Consider the following 17,230-nt stretch of genomic DNA (forward strand, 5'->3'; position numbering starts at 1 on the left):
GAAACTTGCTGCAAGACTTTGCAGCACTTCGGACCGCCGCTCGCCTCCGACGCCGCACGCGAGCCCCGGCCGTCCCCCTCCGCGGCGCCCCGCGCCGCCATTCGACCTGGAGGACAACGGACATGACGTTCCCCCAGCCGCACCCCACCGCAGCCCGGCTGCGACCCCTCCTGCTGCTCCCCGCCCTGGTCACGGCCCTGATCGCGAGCCTGCTCCTGCCCGCCACGGCCGCCCGGGCCGCCACCGGCGGCACCCTCGGCACCCCCGTGCACCTGCAGGTCACGGCCGCCACCGAGTACGGGGACACCGTGCTGGTCTCCGGCAGCACGGCCGAACTCGGCGCCTGGGATCCGGCCACCGCCGTCCCCCTCACCACCGACGCACGGAGCTACCCGACCTGGTCGGTCGACCTCCTGCTGCCGCCCGGCGGCCAGCTCACCTACAAGTACCTGAAGCGGACCGCCGCCGGCGCGGTGGAGTGGGAGTCGATCCCCAACCGCTCCGTCTTCCTGTCCGGCACCGGCGGCGAGACCACCCTCTCCGACCGCTGGAACGTCACCGGCGAGCACCCGCTGACCGCCGTCTTCACCGCCACCGCCACCACCAGCTGGGGGCAGGCCCTGTACGTCTCCGGCGACCTCGCCGAACTCGGCGCCTGGGACCCGGCCAAGGCCGTCCCGCTCAGCACCAGCCACGCCGTCTACCCGGAGTGGACCGGCATCGCCTCACTGCCCCCGAACACCGCCGTCCGCTACAAGCTGCTGAAGAAGAACGCCGACGGCACCGTCGTCTGGGAGGACGGGCCGAACCACGCCACCGTCACCCCGCCGACCGGCACCCTCGTGCTGCACGACAGCTGGCGCTGACCACCCGGCCACTCCGGCTGCCCGGCCCCCCCCCCCCCCGGCCCGGCCCCGACCGGGCCGGGCCGGGCAGCCGCTCGCTCGCTGGCCTACGACGACCGGCCGGCGCTCACCGGCCTCGCACCGCGGCGGCGCACTCCTCACAGACCCGCTGAGACCACCGGGAGGGGTACCAGACGGCGGCGTCCTCGGCGGGCTGCCAGGGGTCGCGTTCGAGGCCCGCGGTGTCCGATCCGCAGAAGGTCCGCCGCTCGGGGCCGCCGTCGGCGGCGACCGGGGCCGCGTGCACGACCAGGGCCGCGCGGCCCTCCGAGGCGTGCTCGCCGCCGCCGAGATCGTGGACCGTGTCCGGCTGCTCGATCTCCAGCATCACCACCAGCGCCGTCATCCTTCGAGCTTCCCGCGGACGGCCGACGGCCGCACCTCGCGCCGGGCCGCACCCGCCCGCACGGCGGCCCGAGGCCCGGCAGGGCCGCCCTCCGGGGACGAATCAGGCAAATCGCACGATACTGAAGCCATGTCGCAGAACACCCAGCACGAGCCGTCGCGTGTCACGGTCAAGGGCCGCGAGGTACGGCTGCGCACCATCGCGGTCGGCGTCATCGCGGTCCTCGCCGTGTGGTTCATCGCGGTCAACACCGCGTCGGTGACCATCACCCTCTGGGTCTCCGACGTCACCATGCCGCTGTGGGTGGTCCTGACCGTGACCATCCTGGTCGGCATGCTGATCGGCGTCTTCCTCGCCCGCCGCCGGGCCGCCCGCAAGGGACGGTAGCGACCCCGACGAACCCGCGCATCCGCCACCCGAGGCCCCGTCCGGACGTGACGGGGAGACGCCGCCCGCCGCCCGACCGGGGGCGGACACGGCCGCCGGTCACGGCCGCCGGCCACGGCCCGCAGGCCACGAACCGGACCACGGCCCACAAGTCACAGGGCACGAGCCACGGGCCACGGACCACGGGCGGGGGACTACCGGCCCAGCACGGCTCCGCCGTTGACGCCGATCACCTGGCCCGTGACGTAGCCGGCCGCCGGCGAGGCCAGGTAGGCCACGGCGGACGCCACGTCCTCGGGGGTGCCGGCCCGGCCGACCAGGGTGTCGGCGATCTTGCGGGCGTGGAACTCCTCCGACCACCCCGCGCCGAAGATCTCGGTCTCGGCGACGTAGCCGGGGGCCAGGACGTTGACGGTGATCCCGTCCGGGCCGAGCTGTCGGGCCAGGCCGAAGGCCCAGCCGTGCAGGGCGGCCTTGGCGGCCGCGTAGGAGCCGGCCGAGTGCGGGCCGGCGCCGCCGCGCTGGGCCGCCGCCGAGCTGATGACGATCAGCCGCCCGCCGGGGCGGCGCAGCCGGTCGGTGAGGGCCGTGGTGAGCAGGACGGCGCTGAGCAGGTTGGTGTCCAGGTCGCGCCGCCAGGCCGCGGCGAGGGCGTCGAGGTCGTCGCCGGCAGGCGGGGTGACGATCGCGCCGGCGTTGTTCACCAGGACGTCGACCGGCCCGAGCTCGCCGATCGCCTCGGCTGCCGCGGCCACCTGGGCGGGCACGGTGAGGTCGGCGGCGACCGGGACGGCCTCCGCTCCCGGGACGGCCTCGGCGATCTCCTCGCAGGCCCGTTCCAGTACGTCGACGCGCCGGCCGACGACCGCCACCCGGCACCCCTCGGCGGCGAGCGCACGGGCGACGGCCTTGCCGATCCCCGTGCCGCCGCCGGACACCACCGCGACCCGTTGCACCCCTGCGCCCCCCTCGGTCCATGATCGAATCGTGTCGGGCCAGCGTAGCTCCTGACGGCCCGTCGGCCACCCGGAGTCGCGGAAGGGGTCACGGGGAGCACCGCCGGCCCCCGCGCGGCGGGACCGGGGTCCCGGGAATGCGGTTGATCAACGATTGGTTTAATCGTAAACTACATAGGCCGCGAGACCCGCGGCCCGATCGAGGAGGCAGGACCCATGGCGATTCGCGTGACGGACAATCAGGACAGCTCCCGCTTCGAGATCTTCGACGACGAGGAGCTCGCGGGCTTCGCCGAGTACCACCGCTACGGCACCGAGCTCGCCTTCATCCACACCGAGGTCGACCCGAAGTTCGGCGGCCGCGGCCTGGGCGGCAAGCTCGCGCAGGGCGCGCTGGACGCCGCCCGCGAGCAGGGCGCCGCCGTGCTGCCGTACTGCCCGTTCATCCGCGGCTGGATCACCAAGCACCCCGACTACGCCGAGCTGGTGCCGGCCGCCCAGCGCGACCGCTTCGGCCTGTGACCGCGCCCCAAACCGGGCACTCCCCCGAGGACACCATGGACACCACCACCGAGGCCCCCGCCTTCGTCCGCTCCGCAGCCGCCGTCGCCACCAGCACCGGCGAGGACTACCGCGTCGAGATCCGCTCCGGCCACCACAAGCTGGCCGCCGACGAACCCCCGTCCGTCGGCGGCGCCGACACCGCCACCACCCCGGTCGGCCTGCTGCTCTCCGCACTCGGCTCGTGCACCGCGATCACCCTGCGGATGTACGCCCAGCGCAAGGACTGGCCGTTGGAGACCGTCCGGGTGCACCTCGGCTACGAGAAGGGCCCGGAGAAGAGCGTGCGGATCACCCGGCGGATCGAGCTGCTCGGCGACCTCGACGAGGCGCAGCGGGCCCGGCTGCTCGACATCGCCGACCGCACCCCGGTGACCCGGGCGGTCCGCGGCGGCACCCCGATCGTCGAACAGGCGCACCACGGCGCGGTGCGCTGGCAGCACGCAGCCGGTTCCGGTTCCGGTGCCGGTGCCGGTGCCGACGGGCAGGAGGCCGGTCGCCATGAGTGACCTCGACCTGCGCCCCACCCCCACCGCCTGCGGCGGCAACCGCGCCGAGGGTCCGGTGCGGGACCTGCTGGTCGCCCGCGAGACGGCGCTCGGCGGATCCACCGTGGTGCGGCGGCTGCTGCCGAGCATGGGCCGCCGGATGGTCGGCGCCTGGTGCTTCGTCGACCACTACGGCCCGGACGACATCGCCGACGAGCCCGGCATGCAGGTGCCGCCGCACCCGCACATCGGTCTGCAGACGGTGAGTTGGCTGCACGAGGGCGAGGTGCTGCACCGCGACAGCCTCGGCAGCCTGCAGACCGTCCGGCCGCGCGAACTCGGCCTGATGACCTCGGGCCGGGCCATCTCGCACTCCGAGGAATCACCCCGCGAGCACGCCCGGCTGCTGCACGGCGCCCAGCTCTGGGTCGCCCTGCCCGACGCCCACCGCCACACCGAACCCGCCTTCGAACACCACCCCGACCTGCCCAGGGTGACCGACCTCGGCGGCGGCCTCGACGCGACGGTGATCCTCGGCGAACTCGACGGCGTCCGCTCCCCCGGCACCGTCCACACCCCGCTGGTCGGCGCCGACCTGACGCTCCGCGAGGGCACCGAGGTCCGTCTGCCGGTCGAGCCCCACTTCGAGTACGCGGTGCTCACCATGAGCGGCCTCACCGAGGTCGACGGCGTCCGGCTGGAGCCCGGCTCGATGCTCTACCTGGGGACCGACCGCCGTGAACTCCCGCTGCGCGCCGTCACGGACGGCTCGGTCCTGCTCCTCGGCGGTGAACCCTTCGAGGAGGAGCTCGTCATGTGGTGGAACTTCATCGGCCGATCCGGTGAGGAGATCGCACAGGCACGGAACGACTGGGAGAAGGGCACGCGCTTCGGCGAAGTACACGGCTACAACGGTGCCCGGCTGCATGCCCCGCAGCTGCCGGTGACCCCGCTGAAACCCCGCGGACGAGTACGCTGACCTGCGAAAACAATCACCGATCACACAGGCGATCCAGGCAGTCAGGGAAGGCCGGAAGGCCTCACGGCGCCGAGCGGCGAAGGCTCCTCGGCGCCGTGATCACCGCCTGGCAGACGCGCAGCCCCGCGGCAGGGATTCTTGGTCGGGGTCTGCGCCGAGCAGCAGCAGGTTGGCCACCTCGGCGTCCATGTCGCTGAGGACGAAGCAGAAGTCGGCGGAGGGGACGGCTCCCGGCCTTCCTGACGCGTTCCTGGCGCTGTCCGCACCGATCTTGACGGCTCCTTGATCGGGAATGGGCGGGCATCGCCCGGTTCAGGGCTGGTACCGGTAGCCGATGCCCGGTTCGGTGATCAGGTGGCGGGGGCGGGTGGGATCGGGTTCGAGCTTGCGGCGCAGGCCGCCGAGGTAGACCCGCAGATAGTTTCCGCGGTCCTCGGCCTCGGGGCCCCACACCTCGCGCAGGATCTCCTTGCCCGGCACCAGGCGGCCGGGCGCCGCGAGCAGCAGCTTGAGGATGTGCCACTCCGTGGGGGTGAGCCGCACGGGTCCGTCCGGGCCGGTGACGGTATTCGCGGCCGTGTCGATCACGTGGTCGCCGAGGACGACGCTGAGCGGCGGCGCGAGGCCGGCGGATCGTCGCAGCACCGCGCGGAGCCTGGCGAAGAGTTCGTCCACCACGAAGGGCTTGGTCAGGTAGTCGTCCGCCCCGGCGTCCAGGGCGCTGATCCGGTCGTCGACCCCGCTGCGGCCGGACAGCACGATGATCGGCACCGAGAGTGAGGCCCGCAGGCCCCGGATGATGTCCACGCCGTCGAAGTCGGGCAGGCCCAGGTCGAGCACGACGGCGTCGGGGCTGCCGCGGCCCACGGCGTCGAGAGCCTGCTGTCCGGTGGCGGCGGTCAGTACGGAGTAGCGCCTGGCGTGCAGATTGATCTTCAGCGTGCGCAGCAGCGCCGGTTCGTCGTCCACCACCAGGATGTGGCTCATGTCGCGACACCTCCGTCCGTCGGGTCGGCCGCCTGGGATGCGGGCAGGGTGAGGAGCATGGTGGTGCCGCCTCCGGGGGTGTCCTCGACCTCCAGGGAGCCGCCCATGGCTTCGGCAAGGCCGCGGGAGAGGGCGAGGCCGAGGCCGACACCGGTGGTGTTGTCGTTGTCGCCGAGGCGCTGGAACGGCAGGAAGACCCGGTCGCGGTCTGCGAAGGGAATGCCCGGGCCGCGGTCGATGACCCGGACCTCCACCCGTCCGCGGTGGTGGCTGGCGGCGACCAGGACGGGTGCGCCCGGGGCGTTGTACCTGAGGGCGTTGGTGATCACGTTGGCCAGCACCCGTTCGAGCAGCGGCACGTCGGCGAGCACCGGTGGCACGGTGTCCAGATCCAGCGGTTGGACGGGGGCGTCCGGCCGGGCGAGGGAGTCCATCGCGCGCCGCAGCACCTCGTCCAGCGGGGTGGATTCCAGGTGCAGGGTGAGCACGCCGGCCTGGAGCCGACTCATGTCGAGCAGGTTGTCGACGAGGCGGGTGAGTTTGACGAGTGACTCGTCGGCCATGTCGAGGAGTTCGGCCTGGTCCTCGGGGGCGAACTCCACCTCGGCACTGCGTAGCGAGCCGACGGCGGCGAGGGCGGCGGCGAGCGGGGTGCGCAGGTCGTGGCTGACGGCGGCGAGCAGGGCGGTGCGCATCCTGTCGGCGGCCTTGATCGGTTCGATCTCGGCGGCGACGGTGGCGAGCCGGTCGCGTTCCAGGGCGGCGGCGATGTGGGCGGCGAACGCGGTGAGCACCCGCTGGTCGGCGGCGGGCAGCCTGCGCCCGGCGAGGATCAACAACGCCTCCGGTCCGACCGGGACTTCGGTGACCGTGCGGTCCGGGGCCGGTGCGCCGTCGCTGTCACTGCGGCCGAGGGTCTCGCCGCTGCGCCGGTCGAGGAGGGCGACGGAGTCGAGGGCGAAGGCGGTGCGGGTCTTCTCCAGCAGGGCGGGCAGGGCGTCGGCCCCGCGCAATACGCTGCCGGCAAGGGTGGAGAGGGTCTCGGCCTCGGCGGTCGCCCTGGCTGCCCGGGCGGTGAGCCGGGTGGCGCGGTCGACCACGGTGGAGACGGTGAGCGCGACCGCGGCGAACACCACCAGCGCGATGGCGTTGTTGGGCTCGGCGATGGTGAACGTGTGGACGGGCGGGATGAAGTAGTAGTTGAGCAGCAGTGAGGCGACCAGCGAGGCCAGCAGCGCGGAGGTTGCTCCGCCGAGCAATGCGACGGCCACCACACCGAGTTGGAAGATCAGGGCCACGGTGGTGAGGTTGAGCGACCCCGTCAGCTGAGAAAGGATCACGGTCAGCAGCACGGGCAGCAGGAGCCCTGCGGAGAAGCCTGCCACCGTCCGTCGCAGGGAGTGTCGCCGGCCGAGGGAGGGCAGGCGGCCGCGCCCGGTGAACTCGTGGGTGACCATGTGGACGTCGATGTCCTCGGAGAGGTCGACGGTGGTCTGCCCGTTGCCGGGGCCGGTGAGGAACCGGTTGAGGCGGCCGCGGCGGCTGGTACCGAGGACCAGCTGGGTGGCGTCGTGGGCACGGGCGAAGGCGAGCAGCGAGCTGGGGATGTCGTCGCCGACGACCACGTGGTAGCTGCCGCCGAGCGTCTCGACCAGCTGCCGCTGTTCGGCGAGCGCGCCCGGTGAGGCGCCGGAAAGGCCATCACTCCGGGTGACGTGGACAGCAAGGAGCTCGCCGCCGGCCGTCCGGTCCGCGATCCTCGCCGCCCGGCGGATGATGGTCTCCCCCTCGGGGCCACCGGTCAGTGCCACGACGACGCGTTCGCGGGTCTCCCAGACGCGGTCGATGTTGTGGGTGGCGCGGTAGTCGCGCAGGCCCTCGTCGACCCGGCCGGCGACCCACAACAGGGCGAGTTCGCGAAGGGCCGTCAGGTTGCCGACCCGGAAGTAGTTGGAGAGCGCGGCGTCCACCTTCTCCGCCTTGTAGACGTTTCCGTGCGCCATGCGGCGGCGCAGGGCCTGGGGTGCCATGTCGACCAGTTCGATCTGGTCGGCTCGGCGGACGACCTCGTCGGGGACGGTCTCGCGCTGCGGGATTCCGGTGATCTTCTGGACGACGTCGTTCAGCGATTCCAGGTGCTGGACGTTGACGGTGGTGATCACGTCGATTCCGGCGGCGAGCAGTTCCTCGACGTCCTGCCACCGCTTGGCGTTGCGGCCGCCCGGGATGTTGGTGTGCGCGAGTTCGTCGACCAGGGCGAGCTGCGGCCGGCGGGCCAGGATCGTGTCCAGGTCCATCTCCTGGAAGTCCGTGCCCCGGTAGCTGCGCGTCAGTCTGGGGACCAGGTCCAGGCCCTGGAGCATGTTCTCGGTGTGCCGTCGGCCGTGGCACTCGATGAAGCCGACCACCACGTCCGCGCCGCGGTCGCGCCGTCTGCGGGCCTCGTCCAGCATCCGGTAGGTCTTGCCGACACCGGGAGCCGATCCGAGGTATACCCTCAGCTGCCCGCGGCGGACGGCGGTGCCGGGGGTGAGGTCACGGGACATGGGCGCTGCTCTTTCTCGACGAAGGGCGGCCGGAAACGTTGTGGATCTCGTCGCCATCCCGGGCGGGCACCTTGCTCCGCTCAACAGACACGACGCATGGGCAACCGACCCGGGCGCGGGGAGGTGTCCCCCGCGCCCGGGTCGGTTCGGTCACTCAGACCACTGGTGCGACGTCACTTGGTCTCGCTCAGTGCCTTGTTGAGCAGGACGACGTTGACGCCGGCCTGGCCGAGGTAGCCGAGCGAGCGACCCTCGGTGTACTTGCCGATCAGCCGGTTCAGCGTGTCGGCGGGCACGTTGCGCGCCTTGGCCACCCGGTCGACCTGCTCCTTCGCGTAGGCGACGGAGATGTGCGGGTCGAGGCCGGAGCCGGAGGCGGTGACCGCGTCCACCGGGACGCTCGCCGGGTCGACGCCGTCGAAGGCGGCGATCGCGGCGCGCCGGTCCTGAATCGTCTTCAGCAGGTCCTCGCTGTTCGGGCCGAGGTTGGACGCGCCGGAGGCCTTCGGGTCGTACGAGCCGGCCGAGGGGCGGGGCTGGAACCACTTCGGGTCCGGCTGCGCCTGCTCGTCCGGGTCGTCGGGGTTCTTCTTCGGCAGGTCGTAGCTCTGGCCGAGCAGGCTGGACCCGATCTCCTTGCCGTCGGACTTCACGATCGAGCCGTTCGCCTTCACCGGGAAGGCGACCTGGGCGATGCCGGCGACCAGCAGCGGATAGGCGAGGCCGAGGACGACGGTCATCACCAGCAGCATCCGCAGCGCGGTGAGGTGGGTTCGCAGAATGGTGGGCATGGTGTTCTGGCCTCTCTCAGCTCAGGCCGGGGATGAACTGGACGACCAGGTCGATCGCCTTGATTCCGATGAAGGGGACGACGAGGCCGCCGACGCCGTAGAGCCCGAGGTTCCGGGCCAGCAGCGAACTCGCGTCGGAGGGACGGTACTTGACGCCTCGCAGGGCGAGCGGGATCAGACCGACGATGACCAGGGCGTTGAAGACGATCGCCGAGGTGATCGCGGACTGCGGGCTGTGCAGGCCCATGATGTTCAGGTGCTTCAGGCCCGGGTACACGCCGGCGAACATCGCCGGGATGATCGCGAAGTACTTGGCGACGTCGTTGGCGATGGAGAAGGTGGTCAGCGCGCCGCGGGTGATGAGGAGCTGCTTGCCGATCTCGACGATCTCGATCAGCTTGGTGGGGTTGGAGTCCAGGTCGACCATGTTGCCGGCCTCCTTGGCCGCCATGGTGCCGGTGTTCATCGCCACGCCGACGTCGGCCTGGGCCAGCGCGGGGGCGTCGTTGGTGCCGTCGCCGGTCATCGCGACGAGCTTGCCGCCGGCCTGCTCCTTCTTGATCAGGGCCATCTTGTCCTCGGGCGTGGCCTCGGCGAGGAAGTCGTCCACCCCGGCCTCCTCGGCGATCGCCTTGGCGGTCAGCGGGTTGTCGCCGGTGATCATGACGGTCTTGATGCCCATGCGGCGCAGTTCGTCGAACCGCTCCCGCATGCCCTCCTTCACCACGTCCTTCAGGTGGATCACGCCGAGGACGCGCGGCGCCTTCCCGCCGTCCTTCTCGGCGACGACCAGCGGCGTGCCACCCGCAGCGGAGATCCCGTCGACCAGCTGCGCGACGTCGGCGCCGACCGTGCCGCCGTTCTCGGTCACCCAGGTGGCGACCGAGCCGGCCGCGCCCTTGCGGACCTGCCGGCCGTCCACGTCGACGCCGGACATACGGGTCTGGGCGGTGAAGGGGACCCAGGTGGCGTGCGCCAGCTCGCCCTGGGCGCGGGCCCGCAGCCCGTACTCGGTCTTGGCGAGGACGACGATCGAGCGGCCCTCGGGGGTCTCGTCGGCGAGCGAGGAGAGCTGGGCGGCGTCGGCAAGTTCGCCGATCTCCACACCGGTGGCGGGCTGGAATTCGGCGGCCTGCCGGCTGCCCAGGGTGATGGTGCCGGTCTTGTCCAGCAGCAGCGTGTTGACGTCGCCCGCGGCCTCGACGGCCCGGCCGGACATGGCGAGGACGTTGCGCTGCACGAGGCGGTCCATGCCGGCGATGCCGATCGCGGAGAGCAGCGCGCCGATCGTGGTCGGGATCAGGGCGACGATCAGGGCGACCAGCACGATCATCGATTGCGGCGCGCCGGCATAGGTCGCCATCGGCTGCAGGGTGACCACGGCGATCAGGAAGACGATCGTCAGCGAGGCCAGCAGGATGTTGAGCGCGATCTCGTTCGGGGTCTTCTGCCGGGCGGCGCCCTCGACCAGGGCGATCATCCGGTCGATGAAGGTCTTGCCCGGCTCCGAGCTGATCTTCACCACGATCCGGTCGGACAGCACCTTGGTGCCGCCGGTGACCGCGCTGCGGTCGCCACCGGACTCCCGGATGACGGGTGCGGACTCGCCGGTGATCGCGGACTCGTCCACGCTGGCGACGCCCTCGACGACGTCACCGTCGCCGGGGATGGTCTGTCCGGCCTCGACCACCACGTGGTCACCGAGCCGCAGCGCGGTGCCGGAGACCTCCTCCTCGGCCTGCGAGGCCGGCCAGTTGGTGAGGCGACGGGCCATGGTGTCGGTCTTGGTCTTGCGCAGGGTGTCAGCCTGGGCCTTGCCGCGGCCCTCGGCGACGGCCTCGGCCAGGTTGGCGAAGACGACGGTCAGCCAGAGCCAGGCGGTGATCGCCCAGGCGAACACCGACGGGTCGGCGACCGCGGCGACCGTGGTGACGACCGAGCCGACCTCGACCACGAACATGACCGGGTTCTTGACCATCACCCGCGGGTCGAGCTTCTTCACCGCGTCGGGGAGCGAGGAGACGATCAGCTTCGGGTCGAGCAGGCCGCCCCGGACTCTGTGCGGCGCCTCGCCGTTCTCGACCGATGCGGGGGCGGGGGTGAGCGTGGTGGACATCAGTGGAGACCTTCTGCGATCGGGCCGAGGGCCAGGGCCGGGAAGTAGGTGAGGCCGACGACGATCAGCACCACACCGGAGAGCAGGCCGACGAAGAGCGGCTTGTGGGTGGGCAGGGTGCCCGCGCTCGCCGGAACCGGCTGCTGCCGCGCGAGCGAACCCGCCAGCGCCAGCACGAACACCATCGGCAGGAACCGGCCGAACGCCATCGCCAGGCCCAGCGCCGTGTCGTACCACGGCGTGTTCACGGTGATGCCCGCGAAGGCGGAGCCGTTGTTGTTGGCGGCGGAGGTGAGGGCGTACAGCACCTCGGAGAAGCCGTGCGGGCCGCTGTTGAGCATGCCCGCCCGCTCACCGGGCAGCGCCATCGCGACACCCGTGCCGACCAGCACGATCGCCGGAGTCGTCAGGATGTACAGCGAGGCGAACTTCATCTCCCGGCCGCCGAGCTTCTTGCCCAGGTACTCCGGGGTCCGCCCGACCATCAGACCCGCCACGAACACCGCGACGATCGCCAGGACCAGCATGCCGTACAGGCCCGAGCCGGTACCGCCGGGCGCGATCTCACCCAGCATCATGTTGAAGACCGTCAGACCGCCGCCGAACGGCGTGAAGGAGTCGTGGAAGGAGTTCACCGCGCCGGTCGAGGTCAGCGTCGTCGAGGCCGCGAACAGACTCGACGCGGCGACACCGAACCGCTGCTCCTTACCCTCCATCGCCCCGCCCGCGGCCTGCAGCGCGGTGCCGGCGTGTTGGTGCTCGAAGAAGGTGATCAGTGCGGCGGAGGCGACCCAGAACAGCGCCATCACGGCGACGATCGCGTAGCCCTGGCGGTGGTCGCCGACCATCCTGCCGAAGGTCCGGGGCAGCGAGAACGAGATCACCAGCAGCAGGAAGATCTCCAGCCAGTTGGTGAAGCCGTTCGGGTTCTCGAACGGGTGCGCCGAGTTGGCGTTGAAGAAGCCGCCGCCGTTGGTGCCCAGCTCCTTGATGACCTCCTGCGAGGCCACCGGCCCGCCCGGGATCGACTGGGTACCGCCGCCCAAAGTGGCGAGGTCGTGGAAGCCGTGGAAGTTCTGCACCACACCGTTCGCCACCAGGACCAGGGCGAAGACGATCGACAGCGGAAGCAGCAGACGCAGCACGATGCGGGTGAGGTCGACCCAGAAGTTGCCGACCCGGTCGGTCCGGTTGCGGGTGAAGCCCCGGATCAGCGCGGCGACGATCGCGATACCGACCGCGGCCGAGACGAAGTTCTGCACCGCCAGGCCCGCCATCTGCACCAGGTGGCCCATCGCGGACTCGCCGCTGTAGGACTGCCAGTTGGTGTTGGTGGTGAACGAGACCGCGGTGTTCCACGCCTGGTGTGCCTCCATCTCCGGCACACCCAGGGACAGCAGCAGGTGCGTCTGGAGGCGTATCAGCCCGTAGAGGAAGAGGATCGACAGGGCGGAGAAGGCCAGCACCGAGCGCAGGTACACCGGCCAGCGCTGGTCGGCGTCACCGTCGACGCCCACCAGCCTGTAGAGGCCGCGTTCGACTCTGAGGTGCTTGGCGGTGGTCAGGAGCTTGGCGATGTAGTCGCCGAGGGGGCGGTAGCACAGGGCCAGGGCGCCCACCAGGGCGAGGGCCTGCAGCCACCCGGCAGCAGTGGAGCTCATGTCAGAACTTCTCCGGGTAGATCAGCGCGACGACGAGGTAGCCGACGAGTGCGACGGCGACGATGAGACCTGCGATGTTGTCGGCGGTCACAGCTTCTCGACCCCCTTCGCTATCAGGGCGATGACGGCGAACACGGCGACCGTGACACCGACGAAGACGAGATCTGCCATGGGTTCCACCTGGGTGGCTCAGGGACCGGGGCCGGGGCCGACGCGGTCCGCACTACGCCGGCGGGTGGCCGGCACAGGAAGCCAATCAGCAGGTCAGACGGCCGCACGGGGTCCTGACACGCTCCATACGGCGGGGCCGGAAACCTTGACGCCGCCTTGACGACGGCGTCACGCGGCCGAGACCGGACATCGTCCGAAACGTGTCCGGGCCCGGGGCAGCCTGGCTGCGCCGGGCCCGGACACCGCTGGTCTCAGAGCTTCTCGGGTTCGGGGACGTCCCGCACCGGGGCCGGCTCGCCGCGCCGCATCGCCCCCGGCGCCCGTCGCGCGGGCCGGTCGGCCCGGGGCGCGGAGGACAACTGCCACGGCACGCTGATCACCATCACGCCCGGGGTGAACAGCAGTCGGGACTTGAGCCACAGCGCCGACTGGTTGTGCAGCAGTTGCTCCCACCAGTGCCCCACCACGTACTCCGGGATGAACACCGCGATCGCCTCGTGCGGGTGGTTGCGCCGATACTCGCGGACGTACTGGACGACCGGCTTGGTGATCTCCCGGTACGGCGAGTCCAGCACCTTGAGCGGCACCTGCACGTCGTAGGCGCTCCACTGCGAGCCGAGCTCCTCGGTGGCATCCTTCTCCACCGCCACCGTCAGGGCCTCCAGACTGTCCGGCCGGAACGCCTGGGCGTAGCCGAGGGCCCGCAGGGTGGCCTTGTGCAGCTTGGAGACCAGCACCACTCCGTGCACCCTGGCCGGCCGCACCGACTCGGCCCGGGCGTCCTCGACGGCCAGTTCGTCGGAGACCGCGTCGTAGTGGCGGCGGATGCCCCGCATCATCAGCCACAGCACCGCTGCGGCCAGGACCGCCAGCCAGGCGCCCTGGGTGAACTTGGTGGCCAGCACGATCACCAGCACCAGGGCGGTGAACACGCCGCCGAAGGCGTTGATCACCCGGGAGCGGCGCGCCGAGGAACGCACCGCCGGGTCCGTCCCGGTGCGTAGCACGTCGTTCCAGTGCCGGACCATGCCGAACTGGGAGAGGGTGAAGGAGGTGAACACGCCGAGGATGTACAGGTGGATCAGGCTGGTGACGTTCGCCTGGTAGAACCACAGGAGGGCGCCGGCCACCACCGCCAGGGCGATGATGCCGTTGGAGTACGCGAGGCGGTCGCCGCGGGTGTGCAGCTGGCGGGGCAGGTAGCGGTGCTGGGCGAGGATCGACGCAAGCAGGGGGAAGCCGTTGAACGCGGTGTTGGCCGCGAGGATCAGCACGAGTGCCGTGGCGGCCTGGACCACGTAGAACAGGATGCTGTCGCTGCCGCCGAAGACGGAGGCGGCGAGCTGGGCGATCACGGTGGGCTGGGTGTAGTTCACGCAGTCACCGGAGATGCCGGTCAGCTGGCAGGGGTCGTCCACGTAGTGGACCTTGGCCACCATGGCGAGCCAGGTGACGCCGACGAACATCACGACCGCGGTCAGGCCCATCGCCGCCATCGTGGTGGCGGCGTTCTTCGACTTCGGCCTGCGGAAGGCGGGCACCCCGTTGGAGATCGCCTCGACGCCGGTCAGCGCCGTACAACCGGAGGCGAACGCCCGCAGCGCGAGGAGCAGCAGCGCCAGTCCGGCCAGGTTCGCCTTGCCCGGCTCCGGTTCGATTCCGTACGCCGCGCTCTCGGCCACCGGGGTCTCGCCGAACACCACCCGGATCATGCCGGTGCCGATCATCAGCAGGATCGCGGTGATGAACAGGTACGTCGGTGCGGCGAACGCCCGCCCGGACTCGCGGACGCCCCGCAGGTTCATCGCCGTGAGCAGGACGACGAAGCCGAGTGCGAAGCCGACCCGGTAGTCCGCCAGGCCGGGGAAAGCGGAGATGATGTTGTCCACACCCGAAGCCACCGACACGGCAACGGTCATCACGTAGTCGACCAGCAGCGACGCCGCCACCACCAGGCCGGCGCTCGCCCCGAGGTTCTTCGACACCACCTCGTAGGAGCCGCCGCCGCTCGGGTAGGCGTGCACGACCTGGCGGTAGGACATCACCACGACGGCCATCAGCACGACGACCGCCGCGGCGACCCACGGCGTCAGGTAGAGGAAGGCGGTACCGCCGACCGTGAGGACGAGCAGGATCTCGCCGGTGGCGTACGCGACGGAGGACAGCGGGTCGGAGGCGAAGATCGGCAGCGCCAGTCGCTTGGGCAGCAGCGTCTCGCCGAGCTCTTCGCTGCGCATCGCCCGGCCGATCACGAGACGCTTCAGCGTCTGGGGCAGGTTGAACACAAATCGAGCGTATGGCTTGCGCACACGGCTGCAATGTTGTCGTACGGCCCCCTCCATTGCTCCGCCCGCTGAACGTTTCCGCAGGTGAGATGGGTGGCAGCTCTCATTTGATGCCGTTTCGGGTGCGTTAAGAAGACCGTTAAGGGATCGTCAACATCCGCACACGGAAAACGCCATAAGGGGTATTTCGGACGCCTCACGTGCGCAGTCGGAGGCGGCAGACGACGGCGTCGGTGCGGCGGCGCAGGGCGCGGTCGATGACGGCGCCGCGCTGGTTCTGCAGGGCGCGCTGCCACAGCCGGGCGGGTTCGACCTCGGGGATCAGGACGGTGATCCGGTCATACGCGCGTTCGGCAGTCAGGGCATCGACGTGGTCGGCGATGGGCCGGCCGAGGCGCCGGTGGCCGTCCGGGATCTCGACCAGGGGGACACCGGGTCGCCACAGTTCCCAGTCGCGGCGTAGAGCCTCGGCCGCCTGTCGGTCCTCGGCGTCCGGTGCGGTATGGACGACGGTGACGGCCTGGACCTCGTCGCCGAGGCTCACCGCGGCGGAGAGGGCGTCCCTGGTGATGGCGTGGACGGGGACGATCACGAGGGAGCGTTGGCGGGTGACCGGTGCGGGAACCCGGCCGAGGCCGAGGCGCTCGCCGATCCGGGCGTAGGCCCGCTGAATCACCTCGAACAGCAGGACCATCAGTGGCAGGGCCAGGCAGATGCCCCAGGCGCCCTCGGTGAACTTGGTGCCGGTGACGACCAGCGTCGCGATGCCGGTGAGCAGGGCGCCGAAGCCGTTCAGCAGCGCCTTGCCGTGCCAGCCGGGGCCGCGCTGCTGCCGCCAGTGCCGGACCATGCCGACCTGGCAGATGGTGAAGCCGACGAACACGCCGATCGCGAAGAGCGGCACCAGGCTGTTCACGTCGCCGCCGGAGGCGACCAGCAGGGCGGCCGAGACGAGGGCCAGGAAGAGCACGCCGTGCCGGTGGACCTGGCGGTCGGCGCGCAGCGCGAAGACGTGCGGCAGGTGGTTGTCGCGCGCCAGCAGGTGCATCAGGACCGGCAGGCCGCCGAAGGAGGTGTTGGCGGCCAGCGCCAGCAGGACGACGGTGGCGAACTGGACCAGGTAAAAGCCGAAGCCGTGGCCGAGTGAGGCGTCCGCGAGCTGGGCCAGCACCGTCACACCCTCGACCGGCTGCAGGTGGAAGCGGCCGATCAACACGGCCAGGCCGATCAGCATCACGCCCAGCAGCGCTCCGAGCGCCACCTCGGTACGCTGCGCCCGCTTGACGCCGGGTGTCCGGAAGGACGGCACCGCGTTGGCGATCGCCTCCACACCGGTCAGCGCGGAACAGCCGGAGGCGAAGGCCTTCAGCAGCAGCAGCGCACCGACGGCGGTGGCGTTGCCGGCCAGTGCGGATGCGTGCCCGGCGGCGGCCTCGGTGGAGGCGGGCGCGTCCCGGAACAGGCCCACGACGATGATCGCCAGGATCGACAGCACGAACACCGCGGTCGGCGCCATGAACCAGCGAGCGGATTCGGCGATGCCCCGCAGGTTGACCGCCGTGACGAGAGCCAGCACACCGAGACAGAGCCAGACCCGGTCCGCGTACAGCCCGGGGAAGGCGGAGGTCAGCGCGGCCACGCCGGCGGTCACCGAGACGGCGACGTTCAGGATGTAGTCGATCACCAGCGAGGCGGCGGCCGTCAGCGCCGCGCGTCTGCCCAGGTGTGCCTTGGCGACGGCGTACGAGCCGCCACCGTCCGGGAAGGCCGCTATCACCTGCCGGTACGAGGCGACCAGCACCGCCAGCAGCACCGCGATCGCCGCCGTCACCGGCAGGGTGAACCCGAGCCCGTACCCGCCGGCCGCGGCCAGCACCAGGACGATCGACTCCGGTCCGTACGCCACCGAGGCCATGGCGTCGAGGGAGAGCGCGGCCAGGCCGCCGAGGGCGGTCAGCCGGTGGCGGTCGTCGGCCGGACGGCTGTCGGGCGGCTCGGGCTCGGCCGCCTCCTGGACTCCGGCGGGCAACGGATCGACGGGACCGGACATC

General features: G+C 71.3%; 15 protein-coding genes. 5 read left to right on the forward strand and 10 right to left on the reverse strand.

All coding sequences use genetic code 11. The annotated features are described in order from the left end of the window. The first annotated feature begins 122 nt into the window (after positions 1–122). Positions 123–866, forward strand: a complete 744-nt coding sequence (locus tag ABD353_RS08975; protein WP_344622956.1) for a CBM20 domain-containing protein — start codon at positions 123–125, stop codon at positions 864–866. 106 nt (positions 867–972) lie between these two features. On the opposite strand, the gene ABD353_RS08980 is transcribed toward ABD353_RS08975, so the two are convergent. Beyond that, positions 973–1,251 (reverse strand): hypothetical protein, encoded by a 279-nt coding sequence (locus ABD353_RS08980; RefSeq protein ID WP_344622957.1) that lies wholly within the window; start codon positions 1,249–1,251, stop codon positions 973–975. Between the two features lie 129 nt (positions 1,252–1,380). On the opposite strand from ABD353_RS08980, the gene ABD353_RS08985 reads away from it, so the two are divergent. Next, positions 1,381–1,638, forward strand: a complete 258-nt coding sequence (locus tag ABD353_RS08985; protein ID WP_344622958.1) for a lipopolysaccharide assembly protein LapA domain-containing protein — start codon at positions 1,381–1,383, stop codon at positions 1,636–1,638. Between the two features lie 194 nt (positions 1,639–1,832). Here ABD353_RS08985 and ABD353_RS08990 read toward each other — a convergent pair whose 3' ends face one another. Further along, positions 1,833–2,594, reverse strand: coding sequence for an SDR family NAD(P)-dependent oxidoreductase (locus ABD353_RS08990; RefSeq protein ID WP_344622959.1), 762 nt, complete (start codon positions 2,592–2,594; stop codon positions 1,833–1,835). Positions 2,595–2,810: 216 nt separating this feature from the next. On the opposite strand from ABD353_RS08990, the gene ABD353_RS08995 reads away from it, so the two are divergent. From ABD353_RS08995 to ABD353_RS09005, 3 genes are read left to right on the forward strand one after another with little or no spacing between them, the layout of a single operon-like run. Beyond that, complete coding sequence (locus tag ABD353_RS08995; protein ID WP_344622960.1) at positions 2,811–3,116, forward strand: GNAT family N-acetyltransferase; 306 nt, start codon at positions 2,811–2,813, stop codon at positions 3,114–3,116. A gap of 35 nt (positions 3,117–3,151) precedes the next feature. Continuing rightward, positions 3,152–3,664 (forward strand): OsmC family protein, encoded by a 513-nt coding sequence (locus ABD353_RS09000; protein WP_344622961.1) that lies wholly within the window; start codon positions 3,152–3,154, stop codon positions 3,662–3,664. Further along, the gene (locus tag ABD353_RS09005) at positions 3,657–4,622 is read left to right on the forward strand and encodes a pirin family protein (protein WP_344622962.1); all 966 of its coding nucleotides are present in this window, start codon (positions 3,657–3,659) and stop codon (positions 4,620–4,622) included. Before ABD353_RS09000 ends, ABD353_RS09005 begins: the two co-directional genes overlap by 8 nt. A gap of 312 nt (positions 4,623–4,934) precedes the next feature. On the opposite strand, the gene ABD353_RS09010 is transcribed toward ABD353_RS09005, so the two are convergent. The 8 genes from ABD353_RS09010 to ABD353_RS09045 form a co-directional block, all read right to left on the reverse strand. Then, entirely contained in the window at positions 4,935–5,609 is a 675-nt protein-coding gene (locus ABD353_RS09010) for a response regulator (protein WP_344622963.1), read from the reverse strand. Beyond that, positions 5,606–8,155: an ATP-binding protein gene (locus tag ABD353_RS09015; RefSeq protein WP_344622964.1), complete on the reverse strand. Its 2,550-nt coding sequence runs from the start codon at positions 8,153–8,155 to the stop codon at positions 5,606–5,608. The genes ABD353_RS09010 and ABD353_RS09015 overlap by 4 nt, the downstream gene beginning before the upstream one ends. A 173-nt stretch (positions 8,156–8,328) precedes the next feature. Then, on the reverse strand, positions 8,329–8,946 hold the full coding sequence (kdpC, locus tag ABD353_RS09020; protein ID WP_344622965.1) for a K(+)-transporting ATPase subunit C: 618 nt from the start codon (positions 8,944–8,946) through the stop codon (positions 8,329–8,331). 16 nt (positions 8,947–8,962) lie between these two features. Continuing rightward, positions 8,963–11,062 (reverse strand): potassium-transporting ATPase subunit KdpB, encoded by a 2,100-nt coding sequence (kdpB, locus tag ABD353_RS09025; protein WP_344622966.1) that lies wholly within the window; start codon positions 11,060–11,062, stop codon positions 8,963–8,965. Further along, positions 11,062–12,723, reverse strand: a complete 1,662-nt coding sequence (gene kdpA, locus ABD353_RS09030; RefSeq protein ID WP_344622967.1) for a potassium-transporting ATPase subunit KdpA — start codon at positions 12,721–12,723, stop codon at positions 11,062–11,064. The genes kdpB and kdpA overlap by 1 nt, the downstream gene beginning before the upstream one ends. A gap of 1 nt (position 12,724) precedes the next feature. Further along, entirely contained in the window at positions 12,725–12,814 is a 90-nt protein-coding gene (gene kdpF / locus ABD353_RS09035) for a K(+)-transporting ATPase subunit F (RefSeq protein ID WP_043175966.1), read from the reverse strand. Positions 12,815–13,145: 331 nt separating this feature from the next. Beyond that, complete coding sequence (locus tag ABD353_RS09040) at positions 13,146–15,179, reverse strand: APC family permease (RefSeq protein WP_425555105.1); 2,034 nt, start codon at positions 15,177–15,179, stop codon at positions 13,146–13,148. A 196-nt stretch (positions 15,180–15,375) separates the two neighbouring features. Further along, entirely contained in the window at positions 15,376–17,229 is a 1,854-nt protein-coding gene (locus tag ABD353_RS09045) for an APC family permease (protein WP_344622968.1), read from the reverse strand. Position 17,230: the final 1 nt, after the last annotated feature.

The sequence above is a fragment of the Kitasatospora arboriphila genome (genome assembly GCF_039528095.1).
GTDB classification, from domain to species: domain Bacteria; phylum Actinomycetota; class Actinomycetes; order Streptomycetales; family Streptomycetaceae; genus Kitasatospora; species Kitasatospora arboriphila.

Excerpts from the sequence above, each read along its gene's own strand:
- kdpC (WP_344622965.1), bottom strand. The coding sequence starts at position 8,946 with ATGCCCACCATTCTGCGAACCCACCTCACCGCGCTGCGGATGCTGCTG.
- ABD353_RS09005 (WP_344622962.1), top strand. The coding sequence starts at position 3,657 with ATGAGTGACCTCGACCTGCGCCCCACCCCCACCGCCTGCGGCGGCAAC.
- ABD353_RS08995 (WP_344622960.1), top strand. The coding sequence starts at position 2,811 with ATGGCGATTCGCGTGACGGACAATCAGGACAGCTCCCGCTTCGAGATC.
- ABD353_RS09010 (WP_344622963.1), bottom strand. The coding sequence starts at position 5,609 with ATGAGCCACATCCTGGTGGTGGACGACGAACCGGCGCTGCTGCGCACG.
- ABD353_RS08975 (WP_344622956.1), top strand. The coding sequence starts at position 123 with ATGACGTTCCCCCAGCCGCACCCCACCGCAGCCCGGCTGCGACCCCTC.
- ABD353_RS09045 (WP_344622968.1), bottom strand. The coding sequence starts at position 17,229 with ATGTCCGGTCCCGTCGATCCGTTGCCCGCCGGAGTCCAGGAGGCGGCC.
- ABD353_RS08985 (WP_344622958.1), top strand. The coding sequence starts at position 1,381 with ATGTCGCAGAACACCCAGCACGAGCCGTCGCGTGTCACGGTCAAGGGC.
- kdpB (WP_344622966.1), bottom strand. The coding sequence starts at position 11,062 with ATGTCCACCACGCTCACCCCCGCCCCCGCATCGGTCGAGAACGGCGAG.
- kdpA (WP_344622967.1), bottom strand. The coding sequence starts at position 12,723 with ATGAGCTCCACTGCTGCCGGGTGGCTGCAGGCCCTCGCCCTGGTGGGC.
- ABD353_RS08980 (WP_344622957.1), bottom strand. The coding sequence starts at position 1,251 with ATGACGGCGCTGGTGGTGATGCTGGAGATCGAGCAGCCGGACACGGTC.
- ABD353_RS09000 (WP_344622961.1), top strand. The coding sequence starts at position 3,152 with ATGGACACCACCACCGAGGCCCCCGCCTTCGTCCGCTCCGCAGCCGCC.
- ABD353_RS09015 (WP_344622964.1), bottom strand. The coding sequence starts at position 8,155 with ATGTCCCGTGACCTCACCCCCGGCACCGCCGTCCGCCGCGGGCAGCTG.